The 23,705-nt window shown below is 63.5% G+C and carries 25 protein-coding genes; 15 read left to right on the top strand and 10 right to left on the bottom strand.

Annotated features, from left to right (window positions below):
- Positions 1 to 4: 4 nt before the first annotated feature.
- Both ACJJVH_RS17795 and ACJJVH_RS17790 read right to left on the bottom strand, forming a co-directional pair.
- A complete protein-coding gene (locus tag ACJJVH_RS17795) occupies positions 5 to 1,642 on the bottom strand; it encodes a SulP family inorganic anion transporter (RefSeq protein WP_412064460.1) in 1,638 nt (545 codons plus the stop codon).
- An 89-nt stretch (positions 1,643 to 1,731) separates the two neighbouring features.
- Positions 1,732 to 2,613: a LysR family transcriptional regulator gene (locus tag ACJJVH_RS17790; protein ID WP_113371913.1), complete on the bottom strand. Its 882-nt coding sequence runs from the start codon at positions 2,611 to 2,613 to the stop codon at positions 1,732 to 1,734.
- A gap of 91 nt (positions 2,614 to 2,704) precedes the next feature.
- On the opposite strand from ACJJVH_RS17790, the gene ACJJVH_RS17785 reads away from it, so the two are divergent.
- The 3 genes from ACJJVH_RS17785 to ACJJVH_RS17775 all read left to right on the top strand — a co-directional run bounded on the left by ACJJVH_RS17785 (position 2,705) and on the right by ACJJVH_RS17775 (position 6,294).
- Positions 2,705 to 3,679 (top strand): quinone oxidoreductase family protein, encoded by a 975-nt coding sequence (locus ACJJVH_RS17785; protein WP_412064459.1) that lies wholly within the window; start codon positions 2,705 to 2,707, stop codon positions 3,677 to 3,679.
- A gap of 258 nt (positions 3,680 to 3,937) precedes the next feature.
- Positions 3,938 to 5,119 carry an MFS transporter gene (locus ACJJVH_RS17780; protein ID WP_412064458.1) on the top strand — a complete coding sequence of 394 codons (1,182 nt, stop codon included), beginning with the start codon at positions 3,938 to 3,940 and terminating at the stop codon, positions 5,117 to 5,119.
- A 113-nt stretch (positions 5,120 to 5,232) separates the two neighbouring features.
- Positions 5,233 to 6,294: a succinylglutamate desuccinylase/aspartoacylase family protein gene (locus tag ACJJVH_RS17775; RefSeq protein ID WP_412064457.1), complete on the top strand. Its 1,062-nt coding sequence runs from the start codon at positions 5,233 to 5,235 to the stop codon at positions 6,292 to 6,294.
- Between the two features lie 291 nt (positions 6,295 to 6,585).
- Here the strand turns inward: ACJJVH_RS17775 and ACJJVH_RS17770 are convergent, their stop codons facing one another.
- Complete coding sequence (locus tag ACJJVH_RS17770) at positions 6,586 to 7,107, bottom strand: MarR family winged helix-turn-helix transcriptional regulator (protein WP_412064456.1); 522 nt, start codon at positions 7,105 to 7,107, stop codon at positions 6,586 to 6,588.
- Between the two features lie 155 nt (positions 7,108 to 7,262).
- Between ACJJVH_RS17770 and ACJJVH_RS17765 the strand changes: the two genes are divergently transcribed.
- The 3 genes from ACJJVH_RS17765 to ACJJVH_RS17755 all read left to right on the top strand — a co-directional run bounded on the left by ACJJVH_RS17765 (position 7,263) and on the right by ACJJVH_RS17755 (position 9,473).
- Positions 7,263 to 7,619: an ArsC family reductase gene (locus ACJJVH_RS17765; RefSeq protein ID WP_412064455.1), complete on the top strand. Its 357-nt coding sequence runs from the start codon at positions 7,263 to 7,265 to the stop codon at positions 7,617 to 7,619.
- A gap of 10 nt (positions 7,620 to 7,629) precedes the next feature.
- Positions 7,630 to 8,103, top strand: coding sequence for a Cys-tRNA(Pro) deacylase (ybaK, locus tag ACJJVH_RS17760; RefSeq protein ID WP_113371909.1), 474 nt, complete (start codon positions 7,630 to 7,632; stop codon positions 8,101 to 8,103).
- A gap of 116 nt (positions 8,104 to 8,219) precedes the next feature.
- Complete coding sequence (locus ACJJVH_RS17755; RefSeq protein ID WP_412064454.1) at positions 8,220 to 9,473, top strand: aminopeptidase; 1,254 nt, start codon at positions 8,220 to 8,222, stop codon at positions 9,471 to 9,473.
- Positions 9,474 to 9,546: 73 nt separating this feature from the next.
- On the opposite strand, the gene ACJJVH_RS17750 is transcribed toward ACJJVH_RS17755, so the two are convergent.
- Both ACJJVH_RS17750 and xseA read right to left on the bottom strand, forming a co-directional pair.
- A complete protein-coding gene (locus ACJJVH_RS17750) occupies positions 9,547 to 10,137 on the bottom strand; it encodes an NAD(P)H-dependent oxidoreductase (protein ID WP_412064453.1) in 591 nt (196 codons plus the stop codon).
- Positions 10,137 to 11,753, bottom strand: coding sequence for an exodeoxyribonuclease VII large subunit (gene xseA / locus ACJJVH_RS17745; RefSeq protein WP_412064452.1), 1,617 nt, complete (start codon positions 11,751 to 11,753; stop codon positions 10,137 to 10,139). Before xseA ends, ACJJVH_RS17750 begins: the two co-directional genes overlap by 1 nt.
- A 238-nt stretch (positions 11,754 to 11,991) precedes the next feature.
- On the opposite strand from xseA, the gene ACJJVH_RS17740 reads away from it, so the two are divergent.
- On the top strand, positions 11,992 to 12,219 hold the full coding sequence (locus ACJJVH_RS17740; RefSeq protein WP_112801270.1) for a homogentisate export protein: 228 nt from the start codon (positions 11,992 to 11,994) through the stop codon (positions 12,217 to 12,219).
- A gap of 33 nt (positions 12,220 to 12,252) precedes the next feature.
- On the opposite strand, the gene ACJJVH_RS17735 is transcribed toward ACJJVH_RS17740, so the two are convergent.
- Together ACJJVH_RS17735 and ACJJVH_RS17730 are read right to left on the bottom strand one after the other, a co-directional pair.
- Complete coding sequence (locus ACJJVH_RS17735) at positions 12,253 to 14,091, bottom strand: hypothetical protein (RefSeq protein ID WP_412064451.1); 1,839 nt, start codon at positions 14,089 to 14,091, stop codon at positions 12,253 to 12,255.
- A gap of 55 nt (positions 14,092 to 14,146) precedes the next feature.
- Complete coding sequence (locus tag ACJJVH_RS17730; RefSeq protein WP_412064450.1) at positions 14,147 to 14,287, bottom strand: hypothetical protein; 141 nt, start codon at positions 14,285 to 14,287, stop codon at positions 14,147 to 14,149.
- 42 nt (positions 14,288 to 14,329) lie between these two features.
- Here ACJJVH_RS17730 and ACJJVH_RS17725 point away from each other — a divergent pair, with 42 nt between their 5' ends.
- Both ACJJVH_RS17725 and ACJJVH_RS17720 read left to right on the top strand, forming a co-directional pair.
- Positions 14,330 to 15,343, top strand: a complete 1,014-nt coding sequence (locus tag ACJJVH_RS17725) for a glycosyltransferase (protein ID WP_113356140.1) — start codon at positions 14,330 to 14,332, stop codon at positions 15,341 to 15,343.
- Positions 15,340 to 15,726: a GtrA family protein gene (locus ACJJVH_RS17720; RefSeq protein WP_113392539.1), complete on the top strand. Its 387-nt coding sequence runs from the start codon at positions 15,340 to 15,342 to the stop codon at positions 15,724 to 15,726. Before ACJJVH_RS17725 ends, ACJJVH_RS17720 begins: the two co-directional genes overlap by 4 nt.
- Positions 15,727 to 15,792: 66 nt before the next feature.
- Here the strand turns inward: ACJJVH_RS17720 and ACJJVH_RS17715 are convergent, their stop codons facing one another.
- On the bottom strand, positions 15,793 to 16,779 hold the full coding sequence (locus ACJJVH_RS17715) for a Gfo/Idh/MocA family protein (RefSeq protein WP_113356139.1): 987 nt from the start codon (positions 16,777 to 16,779) through the stop codon (positions 15,793 to 15,795).
- 317 nt (positions 16,780 to 17,096) lie between these two features.
- On the opposite strand from ACJJVH_RS17715, the gene ACJJVH_RS17710 reads away from it, so the two are divergent.
- The 4 genes from ACJJVH_RS17710 to ACJJVH_RS17695 all read left to right on the top strand — a co-directional run bounded on the left by ACJJVH_RS17710 (position 17,097) and on the right by ACJJVH_RS17695 (position 20,177).
- Positions 17,097 to 17,666: an isochorismatase family protein gene (locus tag ACJJVH_RS17710; RefSeq protein ID WP_112801280.1), complete on the top strand. Its 570-nt coding sequence runs from the start codon at positions 17,097 to 17,099 to the stop codon at positions 17,664 to 17,666.
- Positions 17,663 to 18,661 (top strand): helix-turn-helix domain-containing protein, encoded by a 999-nt coding sequence (locus ACJJVH_RS17705; protein WP_113371903.1) that lies wholly within the window; start codon positions 17,663 to 17,665, stop codon positions 18,659 to 18,661. Before ACJJVH_RS17710 ends, ACJJVH_RS17705 begins: the two co-directional genes overlap by 4 nt.
- A gap of 107 nt (positions 18,662 to 18,768) precedes the next feature.
- Positions 18,769 to 19,719 carry an aldo/keto reductase gene (locus tag ACJJVH_RS17700; protein WP_112801284.1) on the top strand — a complete coding sequence of 317 codons (951 nt, stop codon included), beginning with the start codon at positions 18,769 to 18,771 and terminating at the stop codon, positions 19,717 to 19,719.
- A 14-nt stretch (positions 19,720 to 19,733) separates the two neighbouring features.
- On the top strand, positions 19,734 to 20,177 hold the full coding sequence (locus ACJJVH_RS17695; protein WP_113356136.1) for a GNAT family N-acetyltransferase: 444 nt from the start codon (positions 19,734 to 19,736) through the stop codon (positions 20,175 to 20,177).
- Here the strand turns inward: ACJJVH_RS17695 and ACJJVH_RS17690 are convergent.
- A complete protein-coding gene (locus ACJJVH_RS17690) occupies positions 20,167 to 20,784 on the bottom strand; it encodes a hypothetical protein (RefSeq protein WP_113356135.1) in 618 nt (205 codons plus the stop codon). The two genes, ACJJVH_RS17695 and ACJJVH_RS17690, sit on opposite strands and share 11 nt — an antisense overlap.
- A gap of 165 nt (positions 20,785 to 20,949) precedes the next feature.
- Between ACJJVH_RS17690 and ACJJVH_RS17685 the strand changes: the two genes are divergently transcribed.
- Positions 20,950 to 21,444 carry a ferritin-like domain-containing protein gene (locus ACJJVH_RS17685; RefSeq protein WP_112801288.1) on the top strand — a complete coding sequence of 165 codons (495 nt, stop codon included), beginning with the start codon at positions 20,950 to 20,952 and terminating at the stop codon, positions 21,442 to 21,444.
- 57 nt (positions 21,445 to 21,501) lie between these two features.
- Here the strand turns inward: ACJJVH_RS17685 and ACJJVH_RS17680 are convergent, their stop codons facing one another.
- Complete coding sequence (locus tag ACJJVH_RS17680) at positions 21,502 to 22,395, bottom strand: LysR family transcriptional regulator (RefSeq protein ID WP_412064449.1); 894 nt, start codon at positions 22,393 to 22,395, stop codon at positions 21,502 to 21,504.
- A 130-nt stretch (positions 22,396 to 22,525) separates the two neighbouring features.
- On the opposite strand from ACJJVH_RS17680, the gene ACJJVH_RS17675 reads away from it, so the two are divergent.
- On the top strand, positions 22,526 to 23,521 hold the full coding sequence (locus ACJJVH_RS17675) for an aldo/keto reductase (RefSeq protein ID WP_412064448.1): 996 nt from the start codon (positions 22,526 to 22,528) through the stop codon (positions 23,519 to 23,521).
- The last annotated feature ends 184 nt before the right edge of the window (positions 23,522 to 23,705 follow it).

The following is a 23,705-nucleotide window of genomic DNA, read 5'->3' as shown; positions in this document are numbered from 1 at the left end:
GCATTCACGCCTTCGGCTGATCGCCAGCCATCACCGCCGCCACGGCATCATCGACGCTGAAGCTGCAGCGGCTGTCGATGCCGGCAACGCCGGCGGCCGTCATAAGGTCGCGAACGCGGTCATGCACGCGGGCGAACTGGACGTGCAGACCGGCGCGCTGCGTGGCGCTATCGAATTCCATCAGGGCGTCCATCGCCGTGCTGTCGATGTCGGAGCTTTCCTCCAGGCTGAGGATGACGGCGCGCAGACCGGCTTCGTCGCGGCTGCCCGAGAGGATCTCGCCGAAGATCGTATCGGCATTGCCGAAGAACAGGGTCTCGCCGGGGCGCCAGATAGCGATGCCCGGTATCTCGCGGGCATTGTCATGTCTGGCGATATCGACGAAGTCGTGGCCGTCGTCGAGGCGGCCCAGGCGGGCGACATGCGGGGACGCCAGACGATGCATCATGGCGGCGAGCGAGAGCGCGATCGCCAGCAGCATGCCGTTGAGCACGCCGAAGGCCAGCACGCCGACGGCAGCGCCCAGCGCCACATAGAAATCGCGGTGCAGGCGGCGCAGACGCAGGATCGGGCCGGGATCGAGCGCATGGCTGAGGGCCGCGATGACGACAGCGGCCAGCACCGGCTCGGGCAGAAGCGCCACCAGCGGACCGGCACAGGCAATCAGGATCGCGAGGCCGATGGCGGCAAGGACGGTGGTGGCCCGCGTCTTCGCCCCCGCCGCCTCGCTGGCAAAACCGGCGGAAAAGCCCGCGCCGACCGGCATGCCCTGAACGACGGCGCTGGCGATATTGGCGGCACCGAGCGCGCCGAGTTCGCGGTTGACCTCCAGCGTTTCTCCGTAGCGCAGCGCCAAGGCCCGCATCGTTCCCCAGGATTCGGCAAAGAGGATGAGCACGAGCGGCACTGTGAACTGCACCAGACGCGAATAGGCGGTCCAGTCGGCATCCGGCAGCGACGGCCATTGCGGCAGGATCTCGATTGCGCCGACCAGCTTCACCCCATGGCTTTCAAGGCCGAACAGATAGGAGGAAAAGATGCCGGCGGCGAGTACGAGGAAGGCGCCGGGAACGCCCGGCAATCGCTTCAGCAGCAGCAAAGCCGCCAAAGCGATGATGCCGACGGCGACGCTGATCGGATTCCACTGCAAAACCGCGCCAAACAGCGCGGCCGCGTAAGCCAGGATATTCGAGCCCTGCGCAGGCACGCCGACGAGGATCGGAAGCTGATGCAAGATGATGGTGATCGCCAGACCCAGCGCGAAGCCACGCAGCACGGGCCGCGAGATGAAGCCGGTGATGCCGCCGAGGCGCAATGCGCCGGCGACGACGAAAAGGATGCCCGCGAGCGCGACGGCAACCGTGGCAAGCCCCGCCTTGACGGTGGCATCGCCCGGCACGACAGCCAATGTCGCGGCAAGAATGGCGGCCGACGAGGATGTCGGAGAGACGATGGCGAAGCGGCTGCGGCCGAATATGGCGTAGACCAGGCATCCGGCGATGCCGGCGAGAATGGCGCGGTGCGGCGGCAGACCGGCAATCCCTGCGTAAGCGACCGCTTCCGGCAGCATCAGCCCGGCAACCGATATGCCCGCGACCAGATCCGCCCTGTCCACCACGAACCAACTGCCCAGCTTCGCCATCGATCACCGACCGTACGTGTGGCCCATCCGCTTATGGATAGAGATTCGCCACCGGGCTGCAACAGGAAAATGCCGATTGGAAATCGGCCCTACGCCGCGGCATCCGCGCCTTCACGCAGCGGGCAGCTTCGTCCGATGACATCGGTGACGAAGTCCATCACCGCGCGAATGGCCGGCGAGCGGCGCAGATCCGGATAGGTCACGAGCCAGAGATCGCGCACGGGTGGCGGGACCGGCACCGGCAGGCGTGTCAACCCTGCCTCGCCATCGCCCAGAAAGGCCGGAAGCGCCACGACGCCGAGACCGGCGCGGGCAGCCTCGAGCTGACCGAAAACATCGGTGGCGCGAAACACGATCGGCCGGCCGTCGAGGAGGTTGCGCAGCCAGGTCTGCTGCGTCAGATGCTCCATGGCCGCATCGTAGCCGATGAAGGTCCAATCCTTCTCGGGCATTTGCGCCACGGCCGGGATGGCATAGAGGCCGAAGCGCATGACGCCGATGCGCCGCACCAGCAGATCGCTCTCTTCCGGCCGCGTCATGCGCACGGCTATGTCGGCCTCGCCGTAGTTCAGCGCGGCCCGGCGGGTGACGCCCGCGATGGTCAGGGTGATATCCGGATGCTCCGCGCGAAACAGCGCCGCTTTCTGGGCGAGAAGATGCGCGGCGATCGAGGGCGGCGCGCTGACCTTGACGGCAGCCGAAAGCCCGGCGACGGCGCTCTTCGAATAGCGCCTGATCGCCTCGACATTCTCCTCCATCCCCGTCACCAGTTCGGCAATGGCGCGGCCGTCCGCCGTCAGAGGCGAGGTGCGCGGCCGCCGGTCGATCAGGCGCAGATCCAGTGAACGCTCCAGCGCTGCAATGCGCCGGCCAACCGTCGCGTGGTCGACGCCAAGCTCCCGCGCCGCTGCCGAGAGCGAGCCGGTTCGTGCCAAGGCGGCGAAGTGAAGAAGATCCTGCCAGTCGATCATCGGTGCATTATTGCACAGATACGGTGAGTTCATACCGAATTTATTCAAATCGACGTTTGTGGTCAAAGATCTCCCGAAAGGAGACTTCCGCATGCCCCTAGCGATTACCATTGCCGGCCCCGGTGGACCCGAGGCCATGAAAGCCGTCGATCTCCCAGCCACGGAACCCGGCCCCGGCCAGGCCCGGATTCGCCAAAGCATCTCCGGCGTCAACTTCGTCGATATCTACGTCCGCTCCGGGCTCTACCCGCTGCCGCCGGGCCAGAGCGTACTCGGCTTCGAGGGCGCCGGCGTCGTCGAGGCGGTCGGCCCCGGCGTGGAAGGACTGAAGGCCGGAGACCGGGTCGCCTATGTCGGCCACCCGCTCGGCAGCTACGCCGAGGTGCGCACGATGCCGGCCGCCCGCCTGGTGAAATTGCCGGACGACGTCAGCGAAAGGGTTGCCGGCAGCACGATGCTGCGCGGGCTGACGGCCCATATGGTGCTGCAAAAGGTCTATCCCGTAAAAGCCGGCGAATGGGTGCTGGTCCATGCGGGGGCCGGCGGCCTCGGCCAGCTCGTCACGCGCCTTGCCAAGCGGCTCGGCGCGAACGTCATCGCCACGGTCGGCTCCGAAGCCAAGGCGGGCTTCGCCTACGAGGCCGGAGCCGATGCCGTTCTCCTGCATACATCGGAGGATTGGGTGGAGGAAACGCGCCGCATCGCCGATCGCCGCGGCGTGCACCTCGCCGTCGATGGCATAGGCGGAACGATGCTGTCGCAGACGCTTGCCTGCGTCCGCCCCTTCGGCATGGTCGCGAGCCTCGGCCAGGCGGCAGGCCCCATTCCGCCGATCCAGATAGAGGAGCTGACCGCGCCCCGCGCCATCAGCCTGTCGCGCCCGAGCGTGCTGACCTACGCCAACGATCCCGAACTCTATCGCCAGGGCACCACGGCGCTGATGGCGGCGCTGCAGGCCGGCCTGGCGAACCCGATCGGCGCCGAATACGAGCTGAAGAATGCGGCCAGAGCCCATGCCGATCTGGAGGCCGGCCGCACGACGGCCAGTGTCGTACTGACGATGTAGGACGTTTCAGGCGGGGCCGGCAAACCGGCTCCGCTCCCGCGATGCAGGATCTTCCATCGCACGCACAATCAATTCATCCCGTCAATCGCTTTTGCTGCAAGGCAGCAATTCGTTGACCATGCCTGCCTTTGCCTGATACCGGTCACTCTTGGCGATGCACGGCCATCCGGCCGACGTCGTCGTGGCTATCCGATACGAATCCCGTCCTTCGTGGCAAACAGCATGGACACCGTTGCCGGTGCCCGCAGGCGATATCCCGTGAACACTGCCTCCCAGACCATCCGCTCCACCTCGACGCTGTCCCTCCTGTCGATCGTCGCACTGACGTTCTTCGGCTATATCGCCATCGGCCTGCCGCTCGCGGTGCTGCCGACCTATGTCGATAGCAGCCTCGGCTTCGGCGTCATCTGGGCCGGCATCGCCGTCAGCACGCAATATGTGGCGACCATCGTCAGCCGCGCCCAAGTCGGGCGGCTATGCGATCAGTACGGGCCGCGCCGCTCCGTCCTGCTCGGCTTCCTCGCCTATGGCCTGTCCGGCGCCCTGACGCTCGCCTCGACATTTACGGTCAACGTGCCGACGGCGAGCCTCGCTCTCCTGCTCGCCGGCCGGCTGGCGCTCGGCATCGGCGAAAGCTGGGTGAGCACGGCGGCGATCACCTGGGCGATCGGCCTGATGGGGTCGCGCGAGACGGTTCGCATCATCTCCTGGAACGGCATCGCCACCTACGGCGGCATCGCGCTCGCCGCACCGTTCGGCGCCTGGCTGCAGGGGCAATACGGCTTCTTCGCCATCGGCGTCGTCACCATCATCCTGGCGGTCGCCGGCTTCATGCTGGCGCAAACGCGGCCGCCCGTACCGGGCGTCAAGGAAAAGGGCATCGGCACCGGCCAGGTGCTGAGCCGTGTCGCGCCGTTCGGCGTCGCGCTCGCGCTTGCTTCCAGCGGCTTCGGCGTGGTCATGGCTTTCGTCGCGCTGTTCTTCCATAGCCGTAACTGGGACGGCGCCTCTTTCGCCCTGAGTGCTTTCGGTCTTGCCTTCATGGGTGTACGCCTCGGCCTTGCGCAGGCGGTCGCGCGCTTCGGCGGTCTGCCGCTCGTGCACATTTCGCTCGTCGTCGAAGTCATCGGCCTGGCTGCGCTTGCCCTTGCCCCCTCCCCGACCGTCGCCATCATCGGCGCGGCTCTTGCCGGCGCGGGCTTTGCGCCCGTCTTCCCGGCGCTCGGCAACGAAGCCATGGAGCGCATCCCGCCGCAAAATCGCGGCGTCGCGCTCGGACTCTATTCGATCTTCCTCGATGTGTCGCTCGGCTCGACCGGCCCGATCGCGGGCCTGTTTGCCGATCATCTCGGCTATGCCGCGCCCTTTTCGTTCGGCGTCGGGGCGGTGCTGCTCGGCCTGATCCTGAGCTTCTGCCTGCGCAGAAACCGCAACCCCTGAAAGCCATCCGGGCTTTTCTCCACGCTCGCCATGCGTCGCATGGCGACAAACGGTTGCAGGCCGCGGTGAAGGCTTTATATGGGTCTGCGATCACTATGGCAGGAGGCCCGCACATGAACGTCACCGAAATCGTCATCGAGGGCGACACTCCGGGGATTGCTTGGCGGTTGCCTGTCCTGCATTTCGCCGGCAACAGGGCCACTGCTCCGAAGATCTATATCCAGGCGGCATTGCATGCCGGCGAGCTACCGGGCACGGCGCTCGTTCATTTCCTCTGCGAGCGCCTGCGGCAGGCGGAAGCGGCAGGCGCAATCCTCAGCGATATCATCGTCGTGCCGCATGCCAATCCGATCGGCGCGGCGCAATCGCACTTCGGCGAAATGCAGGGCCGTTTCGATCTGGGTTCGCGTACCAATTTCAACCGCGACTTCCCGCTGATCTCGCTGCGCGACCGCGATCTTCTGATCGAAAATCTGGAACGCTATCCCGCCGTCGACCGGCTGAAGCGGCAGCTGATCCACATGGCGCTCGGCGCCGATCTGGTGATCGATCTCCATTGCGACGACGAATCCCTGCAATATGCCTATATCGACGAGGCTTTCTGGCCCGAGGCGGAAGATCTTGCCGCGGCGTTGAGGATGGATACCGTATTGCTGTCGGATGGGGAAAGCTCGGCATTCGAGGAGGCCGTCAGCTTCGCCTGGAAATACGAAGTGCCGGGGGAAAAGAAGGCGAGGCTGCCGGGCAAGCTTTCGGTCACGGTGGAATTGCGCGGCACCCGCGATGTCTACCCCGAAATGGCGAAGACCGATGCCGAAGGGCTCTGGCGCTTCCTGGCGGCGCGCGGCGCAGTGCAGGACGACAGCGTCGCACTCCCCGCCTTTGCCGGGCCGGCTGTGCCGCTCGACAATGTCGAGATGATCCGCGCCCCGGAGGCCGGCACCGTGCTTTTCCACCGTAATATCGGCGAACGGGTCGAGGAAGGCGATCTGCTGGCGACCATCATCACAGCGCCCGGCATGCCGGATGGGACCACCGATGTCCGCGCACCGCAGGCGGGTCTGATCGTCACCCGCGTCTCGGATCGGCTGGTGCGCCGGCGCGGCGACCTGATGAAGATCGGCTCCGACCGGCCGAGCGCAATTTCCCGCAAGCCAGGTACGCTGGAAGACTAGTTTGTCCTAGCGGCCGCCAATCACCTTGCATCGCACGACAAAGGCGATTGCGGCCGCTTCCCGCAGAAGCGTGCCGAAGCGGCTAAGAGAACTCCCCGCGCCGACAGCTGTCGGGCGCGACATGTCCCTTAGCCGGATAATAATCGAACGATTTTCCATCACGCTCATGCCTCCGATCGAATTGATGCAGGCGATGTTCAGACCATCGAAATCGCTTCTTCGCGCTTTTCATTATATATGTATGCATAGTGCATATATTTTGAAGATCTGTCAAGACCGCACTCCCGAGCGCTATGCGATGAAGGCAATGGGACAACGATCCTGATCGCAAACGCCTTGATCGCAAACGCGACAGACGACATCCTGGTCGTCGCCGGGGTCGACCAGCGCCGGCAGCAGCTTTTCCACCAGACGGCCGAGCTGTTCGGTCTCTTCAGGCTTCAAGGCTTTGAACGCGCGGACGATGACAGCGCGGCGGGCCGCAAGGCTGCGGTCGAACAGCGCACGGCCGCTCGCCGTCAGCTGCAACGAACGGGCGCGCTTGTCCCCCTCGACGCCGCCGGCGCGCAGCACGAGATCGGACGCCACCAATTGGTCGACAAGGCGCACCGTGGCGGAATGGGAGAGCGCGATCATCCTGCGAAGGGTCTCGATGGTCAGGCCGGGCTCGGTGCCGATCTGGACAATGGCGGCAATGGCGCTTGGGCCGAAGCCGGTTTCATCGGCAAAGGCCTTTTCCATCTTGTCCACCAGAGCGAGGCTCATGGCGCCAAAGAGATTTTCCAGCCGCAAAATTTCCCTGTCTGTCGCCATGCTCCGTCCGCGCCATGAATATGCATGCTGCATATTTACAGCATTGTCGGCGGCAACCGCAATGGATGGGAGAGAATCGCTTCGCTACAGCTTCGGCTTTCACCGGGCTTTATTCGCATGCTATGGCCTATCTGACGGCAAGGGACGGATTCGACATGACGATCACCATTTACGGCATCAAGAACTGCGACACGATGAAGAAGGCGCGGACCTGGCTAGAGAGCCACGGCATCGCCTATGATTTCCACGACTACAAGGCCGCCGGCATCGACAGGGACCACCTGGAGCGCTGGACGAAGGAAGCAGGCTGGGAAATCATCCTCAACCGCGCCGGCACGACCTTTAGGGCCCTGCCGGAAGCGGATCGCACAGACCTGACGAAGGACAAGGCCATCGCCCTGATGCTGGCCCAGCCTTCGATGATCAAGCGCCCGGTGCTGGAGGCGGACGGAAAGCTGCTGGTCGGGTTCAAGCCCGATATTTATGCAGCTGCATTCGGCAAGGCCGCTTAGAGATAACTTCATGTCAAAAACCACCCGCGCGACACAAGTGCTGACCCAGGCGAAAGTCGCCTTCACCGTGCATGCCTACGACTACGATCCAAATGCCGAGCGTGTCGGCCTGCAGGCGGCGGAAGCGATCGGCGAGGAGCCGCATCGCGTGCTGAAGACGTTGATGGCCGAGGTGGACGGCAAGCCGGTCTGCGCCGTGGTGCCTTCGGATCACGAGGTCAGCATGAAGAAGCTTGCCGCAGCCTTTGGCGGCAAGTCGGCTGCCATGATGAAACCTGCCGATGCCGAACGCCTGACGGGCTACCATGTCGGCGGCATCAGCCCTTTCGGCCAGAAAAAGCTCGTTCCCACGGCGATCGAGGCGCAGGCGATGACCGAGGCCTATGTCTACATCAACGGCGGCCAGCGCGGCCTGCAGGTGAGGCTCAGCCCGCAGGATGCCCTGACCGCGCTCAAGGCCAAGGCCGCGCCGCTGATTGCCTGACGATCGCTCGGCAGGCGCTTGACGATCTCCGCGATCGGACAAACCGCCTTCAATTTCGCCGCAAAGCGGTCTAAGTCTTCAAACCATCTTTCGATAGCAAGCACGCAGGTTTTGCCATGACATCAGCCTCCCCAAACCATCACCCCGTCGATCACGTCAAGCTGGAGAAGCTTGCGGAAGTGGCCGTAAAGGTCGGGTTGCAGCTTCAGGAAGGTCAGGATCTGCTCGTGACGGCGCCGGTCGCAGCGATGCCGCTGGTGCGGCTGATCACGCGCGAGGCCTACAAGGCCGGTGCCGGTATCGTTTCCACCTTCTATTCCGACGAAGAGACGACGCTCGCCCGCTATGAATACGGCCAGGATGCGAGCTTCGACCGCGCCGCGACGTGGCTCTATGAAGGCATGGCCAAGGCCTTCTCCAACAACACGGCGCGCCTTGCCATTGCCGGCGACAATCCGATGCTGCTCTCCAACCAGGACCCGAACAAGGTCGCGCGCGCCAACCGCGCCAATTCGGCCGCCTACAAGCCTGCGCTCGAAAAGATCTCGAATTTCGACACCAACTGGAACATCGTTTCCTATCCAAACCCCTCCTGGGCGAAGCTGGTCTTCCCCAACGACCCGGAAGCCATCGCCGTCGCCAAGCTCGCCAAGGCGATCTTCTCGGCCTCGCGCGTCGATGTCGAAGACCCGATCGCGGCATGGGCGGAGCACAATGCCAATCTGCACAAGCGCTCGGCCTGGATGAACGGCCAGCGCTTCGCCGCCCTGCATTTCCAGGGACCGGGCACCGACCTGACGGTCGGTCTCGCTGACGGCCATGAATGGCACGGCGGCGCCTCGACGGCCAAGAACGGCATCACCTGCAACCCGAACATCCCGACGGAAGAAGTTTTTACCACACCGCATGCGCTGCGCGTCGAGGGCTATGTGTCCTCCACCAAGCCGCTGTCGCATCAGGGCACGCTGATCGACAATATCCAGGTGCGCTTCGAAGGTGGCCGGATCGTCGAGGCCAAGGCGACGCGCGGCGAGGAAGTGCTGAACAAGGTGCTCGACACCGACGAAGGTGCGCGCCGGCTTGGCGAAGTGGCGCTGGTGCCGCACTCCTCGCCGATTTCGGCGAGCGGCATCCTGTTCTACAACACGCTGTTCGATGAAAACGCCTCGTGCCACATCGCGCTCGGCCAGTGCTATTCGAAGTGCTTCATCGACGGCGCCAAGCTCAGCCAGGAGCAGATCAAGGCGCAGGGCGGCAATTCCAGCCTCATCCACATCGACTGGATGATCGGCTCCGACAAGGTCGATATCGACGGCATCAATGCCGACGGCTCGCGCGTGCCCGTCATGCGCAAGGGCGAATGGGCCTGACGAGGTCCGGACATTCGAATGCGATCGTGCCGCGGTATCCCTGCCGCGGCATTTTTTTGGCCGGCATCGCGGGTCAGATCGTCGCCAGCGCTTTCCTGACGCGTTCGAGATGCGCCTTGCGCCCGGCATCGGTGACGCGGTCCATATCGTGCAGCGCCAGCATGCGAAAATTCAGTCGCTTGGCGCAGAAGGCGGCAATGCCGCGCTTCAACAGGCGGCGCACCGGATTGCCCATATAGAAGTGCAAGATCCACCAGGGCGAGCCCGTGGTGGTCAGCGCCCAGAACAGCCGGATATTGGTGAGCTGCGGCACGATGCGACCGCCTGCGGGATCATGGGTGAATGCGACGCCCGGCGCAAAGGCGCGATCGAAGAAGCCCTTAAGGATGGCCGGAAAATTGAACCACCATTGCGGAAAGACCAGGATAAGTCCTTCTGCGGCTCGCAGACGGGCGACGACATTGTCGACGCCTGACGTGTCATAGGGCTCATCGAAATAGCCGCGCCGCTCGGCTTCCGAAAGGCTGGGATCGAAACCCTCGCGATAGAGATCGAGCAGATCGACCTCGTGACCGCCGGCGGCAAGCGTTTCCTGTGCAAGTCTCGCCACGGCGGCGGCGAAGCTGTCTTCCAAAGGATGGGCCAGCACCAGCAGGATATGCATCAGAAGAGGCTTCCCTGCTTTGGCGGAGCGGCGGATTCCGCCGGCTTTGCAGCTCGCTTCTTCGCCGGCGCGGCTCCTGTTGGCGGAACGGTCGGCGATGGCGCTGCATCGCCCTCTCCTGTGATCGCGCCCACGCGGCCATCCGCGAATTCGATGGAGATCGCCGTGCCCGTGGAAAGCGCCGAAGCCAGCGAAACCGGGCGGTCATCCTCGTCGCGGACGACCGCGTATCCACGCTTCAGGACGTTCTTGTAGGAGAGCGATTGCAGGATGCGCTCCTGCGCCACGAGCTCGCTGCGTGCGCGGGTCAGCTGATGACGGATGGCCGTATCGGCGTGACGCACGAGATTGCCGAGCCGGTCGCGAGCCCTCCCCGTCTGCGCTTCGAGGCGCGACGGCAGCGTAGCGAAGACCGCGTCGGCGCGCTCGATGCGGGCACGGGAGCGATCGAGCATGCGCTCGATGGTCCGCTCCGCCCGGGTCATGCGCTCGCCCAGTTGCTGGCGGCGCTCGGCAATGCGGTTCGACAGGATATCCGGCCGCAACTGAGAAGCCATGCGCTCGAAGGCGCGGCGCTTGTTCAGCGTGTTCAGCTCCAGCCCCCGGCCGAGACCGGCGGCGGCCTCGTCGAAACGGCGGCGCGGCAGGGCCAGAATCTGGTCGAGCGAAGGCAGGGCGCGCAACAGCGCGCGCACCGATTGCCGGCGTTGATCCATCTGGCGGCTCACGCCGCCCTGCAGCCGGGCGGCGAGGCTTGCAAGCTGCGCCTCCAGTTCGGCCTTCACCGGCACGGCCATTTCGGCCGCACCCGTCGGCGTCGGGGCGCGCATGTCGGCGGCGTAGTCGATCAAGGTCCAGTCGGTCTCGTGGCCGACCGCCGAAATCAGCGGGATTTCGCTGGCCGCTGCGGCACGGACCACGGCCTCGTCGTTGAAGCTCCAGAGATCCTCCAGACTGCCACCGCCGCGTGCGACGATCAGCACGTCGGGGCGCGGGATCGAGCCGCCGGGTGCAAACTCGTTGAAGCCGCGAATGGCATTCGCCACCTCGTCGCCGGAACCCTCCCCCTGTACCTTTACCGGCCAGACCAGCACATGCACCGGGAAGCGATCGGAGATGCGGTGCAGGATATCGCGGATGACGGCGCCGGTCGGCGAGGTGACGACGCCGATCACCTTTGGCATGAAGGGAAGCCGGCGCTTGCGCTCGGAATCGAAAAGACCCTCGGCGCCGAGCTTACGCTTGCGCTCCTCCAGCAACGCCATCAAGGCACCGGCACCGGCCGGCTCCAGGCTTTCGATGACGATCTGATATTTCGAGGAGCCGGGGAAGGTCGTCACCTTGCCGGTGGCGATGACTTCCATTCCTTCCTCGGGGCGGAATTTCAGCTTGGAAAACGTGCCTTTCCAGATGACCGCGTCGATGCGGGAGCGATCGTCCTTCAGCGAGAAATAGGCATGGCCCGAGGAATGTGGGCCGCGATAGCCGGAGATTTCCCCGCGCACCCGCACCTGGTCGAAGGCGTTCTCGACCGTGCGCTTGATCGATCCGGATAGTTCCGAGACGGAATATTCCGTCAGGTTCGACGGCGAATCATTCTCAAAAAAGCTGCTCATGTCCTCTTTCTAGCCGATGTCGCGGAAAATGCGGAGCCTTGTGCATACCCCTTAAGTCTGAATCGATCGGAGGAAGCGGTTGTGCGCATATTCGAGGTGCCGTCGCCTTCTCTGCATGTTCCGTAACGGCCATGGAGCTTATTGCTTCATGAAGCGTTAACCCTACTGACAAAGCCTTTCTTAGCCATCCACGCGTAAATCTGTGCAAACTGGTTTTTGGTAAAGAGGATATGGAGCGATGATATTCGCGACCGCCACGATCATCGGAATTGCCGCCGGGCTGCAGCGCACCACCATCGGCGCCTTGCTCGGCGTGGCCCTGGTGAGCATCGCCTTCATGGCGGCGGTTGCAATGTCCGTCGTGCCGCCGCCGCTGATGACACTGTTCATTGCGCTCGGCGGCTACAACCTCGGTTTCATCGGCTACATCGTCACAGCCGGCATGCTGGAGCAACGGCGCGCGTGAACCGCTGCGCACGTTTCCTGGAATTGTTCCAGCTCAACCCTGCGGTTTGAAACGGAAGAAGCGAACCGGCGCATCCGCCGGTGCCGGGATCGGTTCCAGATAAGCCGGCACATGGCCCGCACCGAGCTGGGCATACAGTCCTTTCGGCTCCATCTCCGACAGCATTTCCACCTGCGGATCGCCCTTGCAGAAGGCGACCAGCGTCACCTTTGCTTCGCGGAGAAGCGCCTCCGCCTGCTGCGGCTCCGCAAGGGCGATATGCAGCTCGGCCAGCATCCCGGCCTGATCGCGATGATAGGGTCCGGAGAGCGCGCGATGCGGCGTGAAGCGCAAAAGCGGCGCTCCCATGTTGGAAGCCGATACGATCACCCCGGGCTCCAGGCCGGCGATGGGCGCCAGCGCTGCCTTCGAGGCGCAATCGGCGCTCTCCTCGGCCTTGGCAGGGGCCGCGACGGCAAGGTTGTTGCCGAGACTTTTGCTGGCGAGAGCACCGCCGACGGCCCACACGGCCGGGACGGAAACCAGCATCGCACCGACATAGAGCAAGGCCGAGCGCAAGCTTCTGGTATCGGCCATGTAGGTCCGCCGCAGTTCGGCGATCAGCAGGGCCAATGGCGGGATCGCCAGCAGATTGGCGAACTCCGCGCCACGCACCTGCACGAGGGTAATCACCCAGTTGACCGCAACCAGAGCCAGGAGCACCGCGTGCAGGCTTGGCCGATCGTTTCGCAGGATACGGAGCGCGCAGACAAGGATCGCCAGAAAGCCCGTCGCATAGAACGCCCCGAGCGTATTCGGCTCGCTGTGCGCCATCAAAACGATCGATTGCGCCTCCGTGACCTTGCTCAACCATAGCTGCACCAGCATCGGATCCAGATCGGCAAGCGGATTGCGCAGGCATTGCGGCGCGAGCGCCACCGTCGTCGCGAACACGAACGCGCCGTTGGCGGCCAGCACCGCGATCCGCCACGGCCGGGACAGACGGCTCGCAAGGAGCGTCGACAGCAATAGCCCGATGCAGCCGGCGCCGGTAATGCCGTAAAAGCCCAGCGAGAGATTGTCGCAAGTGACCGTCGAATAGAAGCGCGGCGGCACCAGCGAGAAGAAAACCGCACTCACGGCAAGCGCCAGCGTCAAGGCGAAAGCCTTTGCGGCGGGAGCGAAATCTTCACCTTTCCAGGCCCACAGACAGGCAACCGTCATGCAGGCGACCGCCACGAAGGGTGTCGTCTCCGCACCGATGCCGAGCTGGACGGCAAGCGCGACGGCGGCGATGGCGAAGTTGCGCGGCCGATAGGTTTCATCGACCAGCATGGCGGCGGTAAGGGCGACGAGGCCGAGCTGGACATTGTCGTGATCGATGGATCCCGGCACGAAGCGCGGCGAGATCAGGATGAACATTGCCGTCAGGATCAGCGAAAAGTGCATGCCTTCCGCGCCGGCGATGCGCCGGCCCGCCAGCCCCATGAAGAACATCAGCGGCAGCACGAGCATGAGCGGCCAGACGGTCAGCGCCGCCGCCTCGGCGCCTTCCGGCGAGAAGAACATCCGGAAGAAGAGAATGAGGCCCGCAATCGGCAGATCGATGAAGCGCGACCAGTGCATCAGCGTTCCGCCTTCGAGGCCGAGGCGATATTGCATCATGTCGAACCAGCCCTGGCCGGCAAGAAAATCGCGCACTTCGACGAGACGCATCGCATCGTCGTTATCAGGGCCGACATAATCCGCAAGATGGCGATGAATGACGAGCTGCGCGACGATGACGACGGCGGCATAGATGAGCGCGACGAAGACAGAATGCGACCAGCGAAGCGAGGCTTGCCTCTCTGCCGCTCCGGCCGTCTTCGGCGGCATTGCCAAGCTCTGCGCCATGTCGATGAACCCCATGTTGGAAGCATATTCGGGGCGCTACGCTAGCGGTTGCCGATCAAGAAACAGTAAAGCCCGCCGCCATGACCGAATTCATCACGATAATGTTTTCGCGATGCCGGGATCCCGCCATTTTTATTTCGCAGCCATAGGGTCTTATTAACAGCCAGCGGGATAAGCTCTCGTCCGGATTGTCCATCGGTCCTCACCTGGACTTCACACGCAGTAACCGGTCAAGACCATGTGGAACGAGAAGCTGAACATCGCCGTCCTTCTGCCCTGCTACAACGAAGCCGCGACGATCGGTGATGTCGTGCGGGGCTTCCGCAAGGCCCTGCCGCAGGCTGCGATCTATGTCTACGACAATAACTCCACCGACGGCACCGCGCTGCATGCGATACTCGCGGGCGCGACCGTCGTGCGCGAGCGCCGGCAGGGCAAGGGTCATGTGGTGCGGCGCATGTTCGCCGACATCGAGGCCGACATCTACCTGATGGCCGATGGCGACGGCACCTATGCGCCCGAAGACGGCGAAGAGCTGATCCGCACGCTGCTGACGGAGGGCTCCGACATGGTCGTCGGCACGCGCCGCAACGTGCATAGCGATGCCGGACGGCAAGGCCACGCCTTCGGCAACCGCATTTTCAACTGGCTCTACCGCACCATCTTCGGCGCCGATTTCACCGATATCTTCTCCGGCTACCGCGCCTTCTCGCGCCGCTTCGTCAAGAGCTTCCCGGCCGTATCGGGCGGCTTCGAGATCGAGACGGAAATGTCGGTCCATGCCTCGCGGCTGAAGCTGCCGGTCAGTGAACTGGAGCTCGATTACGGGCGGCGGCCGGAAGGCTCGCATTCCAAGCTTTCGACCTTCCGCGACGGTTGGAAGATCCTCTGGATGTTCGCGATGCTGATGAAGGAAACGCGGCCTTTCGCCTTCTTCGGCATTCTGAGCGCCATTTCCATGGAGCTCAGCATCGGTTTCTCGATTCCCGTCTTCGTCGAGTATTTCGAAACCGGTCTGGTGACGCGCATGCCGACCTGGGTGCTTTCCATGGCGCTGACGATGATTACCTTCATGCTGTTTACCGCCGGATTGATCCTCGATTCCGTGGCGCGAGCCCGCGCCGAACAATTGCGCATCCATTACATGAGCCTTGCCAAGCCCTCTTCGAGCGAGGCCGGCGGCGGCCGGACAGCCCGCATGGCGGAACCCGAAAAGCCGGCGAGCCGGAAGAAAAAGGCCAAGGCCGCATGAAAAAGCTGCTTCGCTTCCTGATCGCCGGCGGCGTCGGCTTCGTGGTCGATGCGGGCGTCCTGCATCTGCTGCTGTGGTTTACGCCGGTCGGCCCCTTCGTCGGCCGGGCCGTTTCGATACCGAGCGCGCTGCTCGCAACCTGGTTCATCAACCGCAACTTCACCTTCGGACGATCCAATCGATCGCTGGCGGCGGAAGGCTTCCGCTACGGATCGGTCGGCCTGACCTCGGCATTGCTGAACTATACCCTGTTCAGCTCGCTGCTGATGACCGAGCCGGGGTTGAGGCCGATCATCGCCCTGACGCTGGCTTCGGCGGCGGCGACGGCGTTCAGCTTCTTCGGCTATTCACGCTTCGTGTTCCGCCACCGGCAAAATCCCTGAAGCAGTTCCACGAAAGACGCATGGCGACTTTCCGTCGGGAACTGCACGGGAAAACGCAGAAGCCGGTCAGACCGGCTCCCAGCCATCCTTCTCGCTGGCGCGATAGATGGCGTCGATGACCTTCTGGTTGAGCTTCGAGCTTTCCAGCGGCACGATTTCCGTGCCCTCGCCGAGAGCGGCCGAGGCGAAGGCTTCCGCTTCGCGCTTGTACTGGCGGCTGTCGGGGAAGCGGAAGATCTGCGATTCCGAGTGACCGCGATTGCTCAGTTCCAGCTCTTCCGCGCCGTAGCGGTCGGCATTGAAGGGCGACTTCACCTCGATGAAGCCCTCGGTGCCGTGGAAGACCATGACCTGGCGATTGGCCATCTGCGTCGAGATGTAGAAGGTGAGTTCGAAATCGCCGAAATCAGCCTTGACGCTGGAATAGATGTCGGTGCCGAATTCCGGGTCGCGCTCCGTCACCGCCTGGATGCGCAGAGGTTCGCGGCCGGTGACGAAACGGGTGCTGATCGTCGGATAAACGCCGATATCGGGCAGGCCGCCGCCGCCGAGCGCCGGGATATTGCGCATATTGCCGGCGTCGCGGTTGAAATAGGTGAAGGCGCCCTGAATGTGGCGCAGGCGGCCGATGGCGCCATCGGCAAGCAGCGAGCGGACCTTCCGCCAGACCGGCGCATAAGTGACCATGTAGGCTTCCGTTATCAGCACCTTGTTGCGATCGCGGGCGGCGATCAGGCTGTCGATTTCGTCCGCCTTGAGCGCGATCGGCTTTTCGCACAGCACATGCTTGCCGGCATCGGCCGCCTTGATCGTCCATTCGACATGCTGCGAGGTCGGCAGGGGAATGTAGACAGCGTCGATGGTGTCGGAGGCAAGCATCTCCTCGTAGGAGCCGAAGGCATGCGGCACCGAGAAGCGATCCGCCATCTGCCGGGCGCGATCGAGATCGCGGCTGGCGATCGCCGTGACCACGCAGTTTTCCGCATCCTGAATGGCCGGCACCACCAGCTCGCGGCCGATCTTCGCCGTCGATAGAATTCCGAAGCGCAGCATACTCTCTCTCCTGAAGCATCGTCCCGAAGCAGACGGCCGCATGGCGATGATCGCGAGACGGCCCCTGCGGCGGGATTCCTTGTGAACGCGGTGGGCGAAGCGAAACGCGGGTCATTCCGCTCCGGACAAAACCGGCGCAACCTTATTCGGCCCTTGCCGAAGGCGCAACGCCCGAAGCGGCCCACAGCCGCAAACGCAGCGGCACCGCAGCCGCCAGGCAATGTCCGTTTTTGTCCTCTTTCTGTCCGCCAGATGGCTTTCGCGCCCTTCAAGCGAGACCTAGTCTCGGCTATCCTTCAAGCACAGGAGATACCGAAATGTCCCATGCGGATACCGCACTGCTCGTCATTGACGTCCAGGAATCCTTTCGTCAGCGCCCATACTGGCGAACCGACGATCTGCCTGTTTTCACCAGCCGTCTGCAGGCGCTGATCGACGGAGCCAGGGCAAAGGGAATTCCCGTCATCCAGATTTTTCATGTCGAGGATGAGGATGCGCATTTCAGCCTGAAGAGCGGCTTCGTGCGCAAGCTCGAGGAAATCTCTCTGGAGGCCGATGCCGTGTTCCACAAGCGGCGTCATTCGGCGCTCGTCGGCTCCGGCCTGGATGTCTGGCTGGTCGCGAACGGCATCCGCAAGGTGATCGTCTCGGGCATTCGCACGGAGCAATGCTGCGAGACGACCACACGGCACGCCTCCGATCTGGGCTATGAAGTCGACTACGTCACCGAGGCGACCCTGACCTTCCCGATGACGCATGCCTCGGGCACGGTCTTCAGCGCCGACGATATCAAGAAGCGCAGCGAGCTGGTGCTGTCTGGCCGTTTCGCCCGCATCGCAACCGTCGAGGAAGCGCTCGCCGGCGCATCGACCCGGAGTGCCGCATGACCCAAAGCGACCGACGCCTCCATCGGCGGATCATTCCCGTCTACGTCCTTCTGCCGCCCTATACGCTGCTGATGGACGTGGCCGGGCCGGTGGAGGTGTTGCGCCGCGCCAATATCGAACAGGACGACGTCCTGTTCGACTATCGCTTCATCGCCACCCAGCCGTCGCAGACGACTTCGGTCGGGCTGATGCTTGCCGATCTCAAGCCGCTGCCGGATCGCATTCCCGAAGGTGCCTACGTCATCCTGTCCGGCAGCGTCACCCCTCCCGACGATGCCGGAGATATCGAACCGGAGCTCGCTGCGCTTGCGACGTGGCTGAAAAGCGCGATCGGTCCCGGCATCACCCTCGTCACCATCTGCTCCGGTGCCGTGCTTGCCGCCCGTGCCGGCCTGATGGACGGCTATGCCTGCACCACGCACGCCGCCTGTCTTGACGAGGTCCGGCAACATGCGCCGACGGCGAGGGTTCTCGACAACCGGCTCTATGTCGAGGACCGGGACCGCTATTCGAGCGCCGGCATCACCACAGGCACCGACCTGATGCTGCACCTCGCCTCCAAGCTGACCTCGCCGATGACGGCGCTGACCATTGCCCGGCACATGGTCGTTTATATGCGGCGAACCGGGGCCGAGCCGCAGCTTTCGCCCTGGCTCAGCGGCAGAAACCATGTGCATCCCGCCATCCATCGCGTTCAGGATGCGATCATGGCCGATCCCGCTCACAACTGGTCGCTTTCCGAGCTTGCCGGCATCGGCGCGATGAGCGCACGCCATATTTCCCGGCTGTTTCAGGAGCATGCCGGCCTGTCGGTAACGGCCTATCTCAATCTGATGCGTGTCACGCTGGCGCGGGACGTGCTTGCCAATTCGCGGCTGGACATGGAGCGCGTGGCGGAAAAATCCGGCTTCGCCTCGCCGCGGCATATGCGGCGCGTCTGGTCGAAATACAATGCTCTGCCGCCAAGCCACTACCGGCGCTCGGCGGCGGAATAAAGAAATCGTTAGTGGCGTTCGCCGCGAAAGGCCGGTAGCCTTGCCATTGTCCCTTCCCTCCGGCGCCCGTTCGCCGGTCTGCCTCTCAAGTGATTTGGAGATATATCATGGACATGCGCAAGCTTGGACGAACCGATCTGCTGGTCGCCCCCATCGTTTTCGGCGGCAACGTCTTCGGCTGGACGGCCGACGAGAAAACCTCCTACGCATTGCTCGACGCCTTCTTCGACGCCGGTTTCAACACGATCGACACGGCGGATGTCTATTCCAGCTGGGTTCCGGGCAACAAAGGCGGCGATTCCGAAGAGATCATCGGCAAGTGGCTGAAGCAGGGCCGCGTCGCCCGCGACAAGGCGATCATCATCACCAAGGTCGGATCGGACATGGGGCCGGGCAAGAAGGGGCTGAAGGCCGGCTATATCATCGAGGCGGCAGAAGCCTCGCTGAAGCGGCTGCAGACCGATCATATCGACCTTTATCTGTCGCATTGGCCGGATCCGGAAACGCCGCATGAAGAATCGCTCGCCGCCTATGCGAAGCTGAAGGAACAGGGCAAGATCCGCCATGTCGGCTGCTCCAATCTCGATGCGACGCAGCTCCAGGCATCGCTCGATGCCGCCGCCAAGGCCGGCCTGCCGCGCTATGACGTGCTGCAGCCCGAATATAACCTCTATGCCCGCGACAGCTTCGAGGGACCGCTTGCGGATCTCTGCATAAAGGAGGAAATCGGCGTCATCACCTATTTCAGCCTCGCCGCCGGCTTCCTGACCGGCAAATACCGGACCAAGGCGGATACGGAAGGCAGGGCGCGTGAGAACCGGGTTTCCGCCTATTTCGACGACAAAGGGCTGCGCATTCTCGCGGCCCTCGACAAGGTGGCGGCCGAAACCGGCGCGAAGCCCGCCGAGATCGCGCTTGCCTGGCTGCTGCGCAAGCCCGGCGTCACGGCCCCCATCGCCAGCGCCACTAGCCTCGGCCAGCTCGACGCGCTAATCAACTCGGCGAAGCTTTCGCTTTCCGATGAAGCCATGCGCCTGCTCGACGCAGCCGGCGAATAAACAAAGGCCGGCCGATGACCGTGACGATCCGAGACGCCAGACCCGAAGACGAAGCGCGCTGGCGCGCGCTATGGGATAGTTATCTGGCCTTTTACGGCGTCACCATCGCACCCGACATCACCGATGCGACCTGGCGCCGGGTCTTCGATCCGGCGTCGGCGATCTTCATGCGCGTGGCGGAGGTCGACGGCGAGGTAAAGGGTTTCACCCTCTGCATCACCCACGAGGGAACATGGGTGCGCGCACCGGACTGCTATCTGGAAGACCTTTTCGTCGACGAAAGCGCCAGAGGCCGCGGCGTCGGGCGCGCGCTCCTCGATGATCTCGTGTCGCTCTGCAAGAGGAACAGCTGGGCCCGGCTTTACTGGCACACCGAAGAGGGCAACGCGACCGCCCGCAAGCTCTACGACACCTATGTCGAGACCGACGGGCACATTCGCTACCGCATCAGCTTCTAAGCTTCGGGAAGCCCTCGTAATGGGCGGAATGATCGCCTTCCCAATTGTCCATGCCCGGCTTGGTCAGCATGCCGCGCGGGCTGACATAGCTCTGGATGGTCCGCATCGGCCGCTCGTGCCACTGGATGTTGAAGGCCCATAGCTTCGGGAAGAAGCACAGCGACGCGTAGGGCAGATGGTCGTGGATCCACCAGGCGAGCTTCTGCCAGTCGCCCTCATGGCTGTGGTGATCGATGAGCCAGGGCACGACGATGCAGACGGCCGAGCCCATGCAGCCGTCGAGATCGCGCATATCCCAGATGTGATGCGCGGCGGTATGGGCATTCGTCGAGCAATTCAGCCCGTTCCTGTTGCCGAAATCGTTGACCGCGGGCGAGCGGTAACCCGACCGGATATGGAGCCGGCCAAAGGTCGCCTCCAGCGGCTCCAGCAACTCCTCGCAGAGCCTGCGTCCGGACTCGATCGCCAGATCCGGATCTTCGGGAATGTTGGGAATGCGATAGAAATCGGCGATTTCCGAATGCAGGAAATCGCGAAAGAAGAAGTTCTTCGACAGCCTGACGCGGCCCAGATCCTCGAGTCCCTTCATCGATCCCGGTTTTTTCATCGCTTGAAATTCCTCGCCGCCATCGCTGCATTTCAGCCGACTTTAAACCGGACCGCCACCCGAATCCGTCAGCAACGGGAACAATTCGACCCACGCCGACTTCGGTAGGGGCCGCTGACTGCGGCAAGCCCTTGAAAATCCGGTTCCCGAACATGGAGAGAAACAATGCCGAAGGAAAAAACGCTGGAAGATCTTTTCTACGACACGCTGAAAGACATCTACTATGCCGAAAGGCAGATCGTGCGGGCATTGCCCAAGATGGCGCGCGAGGCACAATCGCCGGATCTGAAGGCCGGCTTCGAAAAGCATCTGCAGGAAACCGAAGGCCATGTCGAACGCCTGCAGCAGATCTTCGACCTGATCGGCAAGCGCGCCCAGGGCAAGACCTGCGAAGCCATCCAGGGGATCATCGCCGAAGGCGAGGAGATCATCGAGGAATTCAAGGGAACGCCGGCTCTCGACGCCGGATTGATATCGGCGGCGCAGGCCGTCGAGCACTATGAGATCGCCCGCTACGGAACGCTGCGGACCTGGGCGAACACGCTCGGCCAGAAGAAGGTCGTCGAACTGCTCGACCAGACGCTGCAGGAAGAGGGAAATACCGACAAGATCCTCTCGAAGCTGGCGATGACCGCAGCCAATCAGAAGGCCGCAGCCTGATATCGCCTGCCTGACCGCCCGAGGATGGGGCGGCGGACCGGCCCCCGTCGCCGCCCCTCACAGTCCCGTATATCTGAAGAAGTCGATGAAAGCCCTGAGCGCCGGACGCATCTGGCGGCGGCTCGGGTAATAGATGCAGAAACCGGGATAGGGCGGGCACCAATCCTCCAGCACGCGGACGAGCTTGCCTTCGGCCAGCTCCTGCCGCACGCGGATATCGAACAGATAGGCAAGGCCGGCACCGTTGACGGCCGCCAGAACCGCGAGCCGGTCCTCGATGACGATCAGGGGGCCATCGATCGCCACGATCAATTCACGGCCATCCTTTTCGAACTCCCAGCGATAGATCGAGCCATCGGTGAACCGTCGCTTGATGCAGCGGTGATGGGCCAGATCGCGCGGGTGCAACGGTTTCGGATGTTTCTCGAAATAGGCCGGGGAGCCGGCAATCACCGTGCGGATGTCGGGCGAAACCTTCACCGCGATCATGTCGCCCTCTATGCTCTCCTCCAGCCGGATGCCGGCGTCGAAGCCATCCTTGACGATATCGCTGAAGCCATCCTCGTTGGCGATCTCCAGCGTGATATCGGGATAGGCGTTGAGGAAATCGCCGATGCGCGGCGCCATCAGCAGATCGGAGGCAAAGCGCGGAGCGGTGATGCGGAGATTGCCCGCCGGCCGGCCGCGGGTCGCAAGCGCATCCTCCAGCGCGATATCGATTTCCTTCAAAGCCGGCGACAGCCGCTGGAGCAATGCCTGACCCTCTTCGGTCGGGAGAACGCTGCGCGTGGTGCGGGCAAGCAGCCGCACGCCGAGGCTTTCCTCGAGACTCGAGACGGCATGGCTGACGGCGGACGGCGCGATCGACAGTTCCTTGCCGGCGGCACGGAAGCTGCGATGGGCGGCGACGGCGGCGAATACCGCGAGCTGGGAGAGCTGTGTTCTGTTCATTGATCTAAATTATAGAACAACCTGTAAGGATTTGCATGGATTTTCATTCGTTATGGAGAGCCCTACGTTCAGAGTGCAGGCAGCGGGCATCGACCCGCGCCGCTTCCATAAGGCTCAAGAGGAATACACCATGAAAACCCGCAGGCTTGGTAAGGATCTCACCGTTTCCGCCGTCGGACTTGGCTGCATGGGCATGAGCTTTGCCTATGGCGCGACCGACGAGGCCGAATCCGTCAAGACGCTCCGCCGCGCCGTCGATCTCGGCGTGACTTTTTTCGATACTGCCGAAACCTATGGCCCCTTCACCAACGAGGAGCTACTGGGCCGTACGCTGAAGCCGGTCCGCGACCGCGTGGTCATCGCCACCAAATTCGGCTTCAAGCTCGATCCCGCGAAATCCGGTCCGGCCGCGATGATCGGCGTCGACAGCCGGCCCGAGCATGTCAAGGAGGTGGCCGAAGCGTCGCTGAAACGGCTCGGCACCGATATCATCGACCTCTTCTACCAGCATCGCGTCGATCCGAACGTGCCGATCGAGGATACGGTCGGCGCGATGGCGGATCTGGTGAAAGAGGGCAAGGTGCGGGCGCTCGGCCTTTCCGAAGCCGGCTCCGCCACCATCCGCCGCGCCCATGCGGTGCATCCGATCGCCGCCGTGCAGAGCGAGTATTCGCTGTGGAGCCGCGATCCCGAGGAGGACGTGCTCGCCACCTGCCGCGAACTCGGCATCGGCTTCGTGCCCTACAGCCCGCTCGGCCGCGGTTTCCTGACCGGCGCGATCCGCCAGACGGACGACCTTGCCGCCGACGATTTCCGCCGCTCGCTGCCGCGCTTCCAGGGCGAGAATTTCGATGCCAATGCGGCCCTTGTCGCCAGATTGCAGGCGCTGGCCGATGAAAAGGGCGTCACGGCCGCACAACTGGCGCTCGCATGGGTGCTGCATCAGGGTGATGATATCGTGCCCATTCCCGGCGCCCGCAAGCTGCATCATCTGGAGCAGAACGCAGCGGCTGCCGATATCGTCCTTTCGGCAACAGAGGTGAAGGAGCTGGGCGACATCGTCGCGCCGGAGAACGTCGCCGGCAAGCGGTATAGCGATGCCTCTCTCGCCATGACCAATATATGACGGCAAAGGCGTCGATGACGCCTTGGCGAAGACACCGGCCGTCGAGGCCGGTGTCATTTTGGGACTGAAAAGAAAAGTGAAGCACCACACAGGGGTGGAGGAACATGCGAATCGCCTGATTTGCAGGCTCTTTCAAACCCCTGGACAAATCGTCATGGGAGTAAATCGCCTCCGCCGCTCGCCG

This window comes from Rhizobium sp. SYY.PMSO (assembly GCF_046840415.1).
Classification (GTDB): domain Bacteria; phylum Pseudomonadota; class Alphaproteobacteria; order Rhizobiales; family Rhizobiaceae; genus Rhizobium.
Note: the sequence above shows the minus strand (reverse complement) of the source record. Positions and strands in the feature narration are given on the sequence as shown.

Coding starts and splice junctions, on each gene's coding strand:
- ACJJVH_RS17795 (WP_412064460.1), bottom strand. CDS start 1,642: ATGGCGAAGCTGGGCAGTTGGTTCGTGGTGGACAGGGCGGATCTGGTC.
- ACJJVH_RS17790 (WP_113371913.1), bottom strand. CDS start 2,613: ATGATCGACTGGCAGGATCTTCTTCACTTCGCCGCCTTGGCACGAACC.
- ACJJVH_RS17785 (WP_412064459.1), top strand. CDS start 2,705: ATGCCCCTAGCGATTACCATTGCCGGCCCCGGTGGACCCGAGGCCATG.
- ACJJVH_RS17775 (WP_412064457.1), top strand. CDS start 5,233: ATGAACGTCACCGAAATCGTCATCGAGGGCGACACTCCGGGGATTGCT.
- ACJJVH_RS17770 (WP_412064456.1), bottom strand. CDS start 7,107: ATGGCGACAGACAGGGAAATTTTGCGGCTGGAAAATCTCTTTGGCGCC.
- ACJJVH_RS17765 (WP_412064455.1), top strand. CDS start 7,263: ATGACGATCACCATTTACGGCATCAAGAACTGCGACACGATGAAGAAG.
- ybaK (WP_113371909.1), top strand. CDS start 7,630: ATGTCAAAAACCACCCGCGCGACACAAGTGCTGACCCAGGCGAAAGTC.
- ACJJVH_RS17755 (WP_412064454.1), top strand. CDS start 8,220: ATGACATCAGCCTCCCCAAACCATCACCCCGTCGATCACGTCAAGCTG.
- ACJJVH_RS17750 (WP_412064453.1), bottom strand. CDS start 10,137: ATGCATATCCTGCTGGTGCTGGCCCATCCTTTGGAAGACAGCTTCGCC.
- xseA (WP_412064452.1), bottom strand. CDS start 11,753: ATGAGCAGCTTTTTTGAGAATGATTCGCCGTCGAACCTGACGGAATAT.
- ACJJVH_RS17740 (WP_112801270.1), top strand. CDS start 11,992: ATGATATTCGCGACCGCCACGATCATCGGAATTGCCGCCGGGCTGCAG.
- ACJJVH_RS17735 (WP_412064451.1), bottom strand. CDS start 14,091: ATGGCGCAGAGCTTGGCAATGCCGCCGAAGACGGCCGGAGCGGCAGAG.
- ACJJVH_RS17730 (WP_412064450.1), bottom strand. CDS start 14,287: ATGGACAATCCGGACGAGAGCTTATCCCGCTGGCTGTTAATAAGACCC.
- ACJJVH_RS17725 (WP_113356140.1), top strand. CDS start 14,330: ATGTGGAACGAGAAGCTGAACATCGCCGTCCTTCTGCCCTGCTACAAC.
- ACJJVH_RS17720 (WP_113392539.1), top strand. CDS start 15,340: ATGAAAAAGCTGCTTCGCTTCCTGATCGCCGGCGGCGTCGGCTTCGTG.
- ACJJVH_RS17715 (WP_113356139.1), bottom strand. CDS start 16,779: ATGCTGCGCTTCGGAATTCTATCGACGGCGAAGATCGGCCGCGAGCTG.
- ACJJVH_RS17710 (WP_112801280.1), top strand. CDS start 17,097: ATGTCCCATGCGGATACCGCACTGCTCGTCATTGACGTCCAGGAATCC.
- ACJJVH_RS17705 (WP_113371903.1), top strand. CDS start 17,663: ATGACCCAAAGCGACCGACGCCTCCATCGGCGGATCATTCCCGTCTAC.
- ACJJVH_RS17700 (WP_112801284.1), top strand. CDS start 18,769: ATGGACATGCGCAAGCTTGGACGAACCGATCTGCTGGTCGCCCCCATC.
- ACJJVH_RS17695 (WP_113356136.1), top strand. CDS start 19,734: ATGACCGTGACGATCCGAGACGCCAGACCCGAAGACGAAGCGCGCTGG.
- ACJJVH_RS17690 (WP_113356135.1), bottom strand. CDS start 20,784: ATGAAAAAACCGGGATCGATGAAGGGACTCGAGGATCTGGGCCGCGTC.
- ACJJVH_RS17685 (WP_112801288.1), top strand. CDS start 20,950: ATGCCGAAGGAAAAAACGCTGGAAGATCTTTTCTACGACACGCTGAAA.
- ACJJVH_RS17680 (WP_412064449.1), bottom strand. CDS start 22,395: ATGAACAGAACACAGCTCTCCCAGCTCGCGGTATTCGCCGCCGTCGCC.
- ACJJVH_RS17675 (WP_412064448.1), top strand. CDS start 22,526: ATGAAAACCCGCAGGCTTGGTAAGGATCTCACCGTTTCCGCCGTCGGA.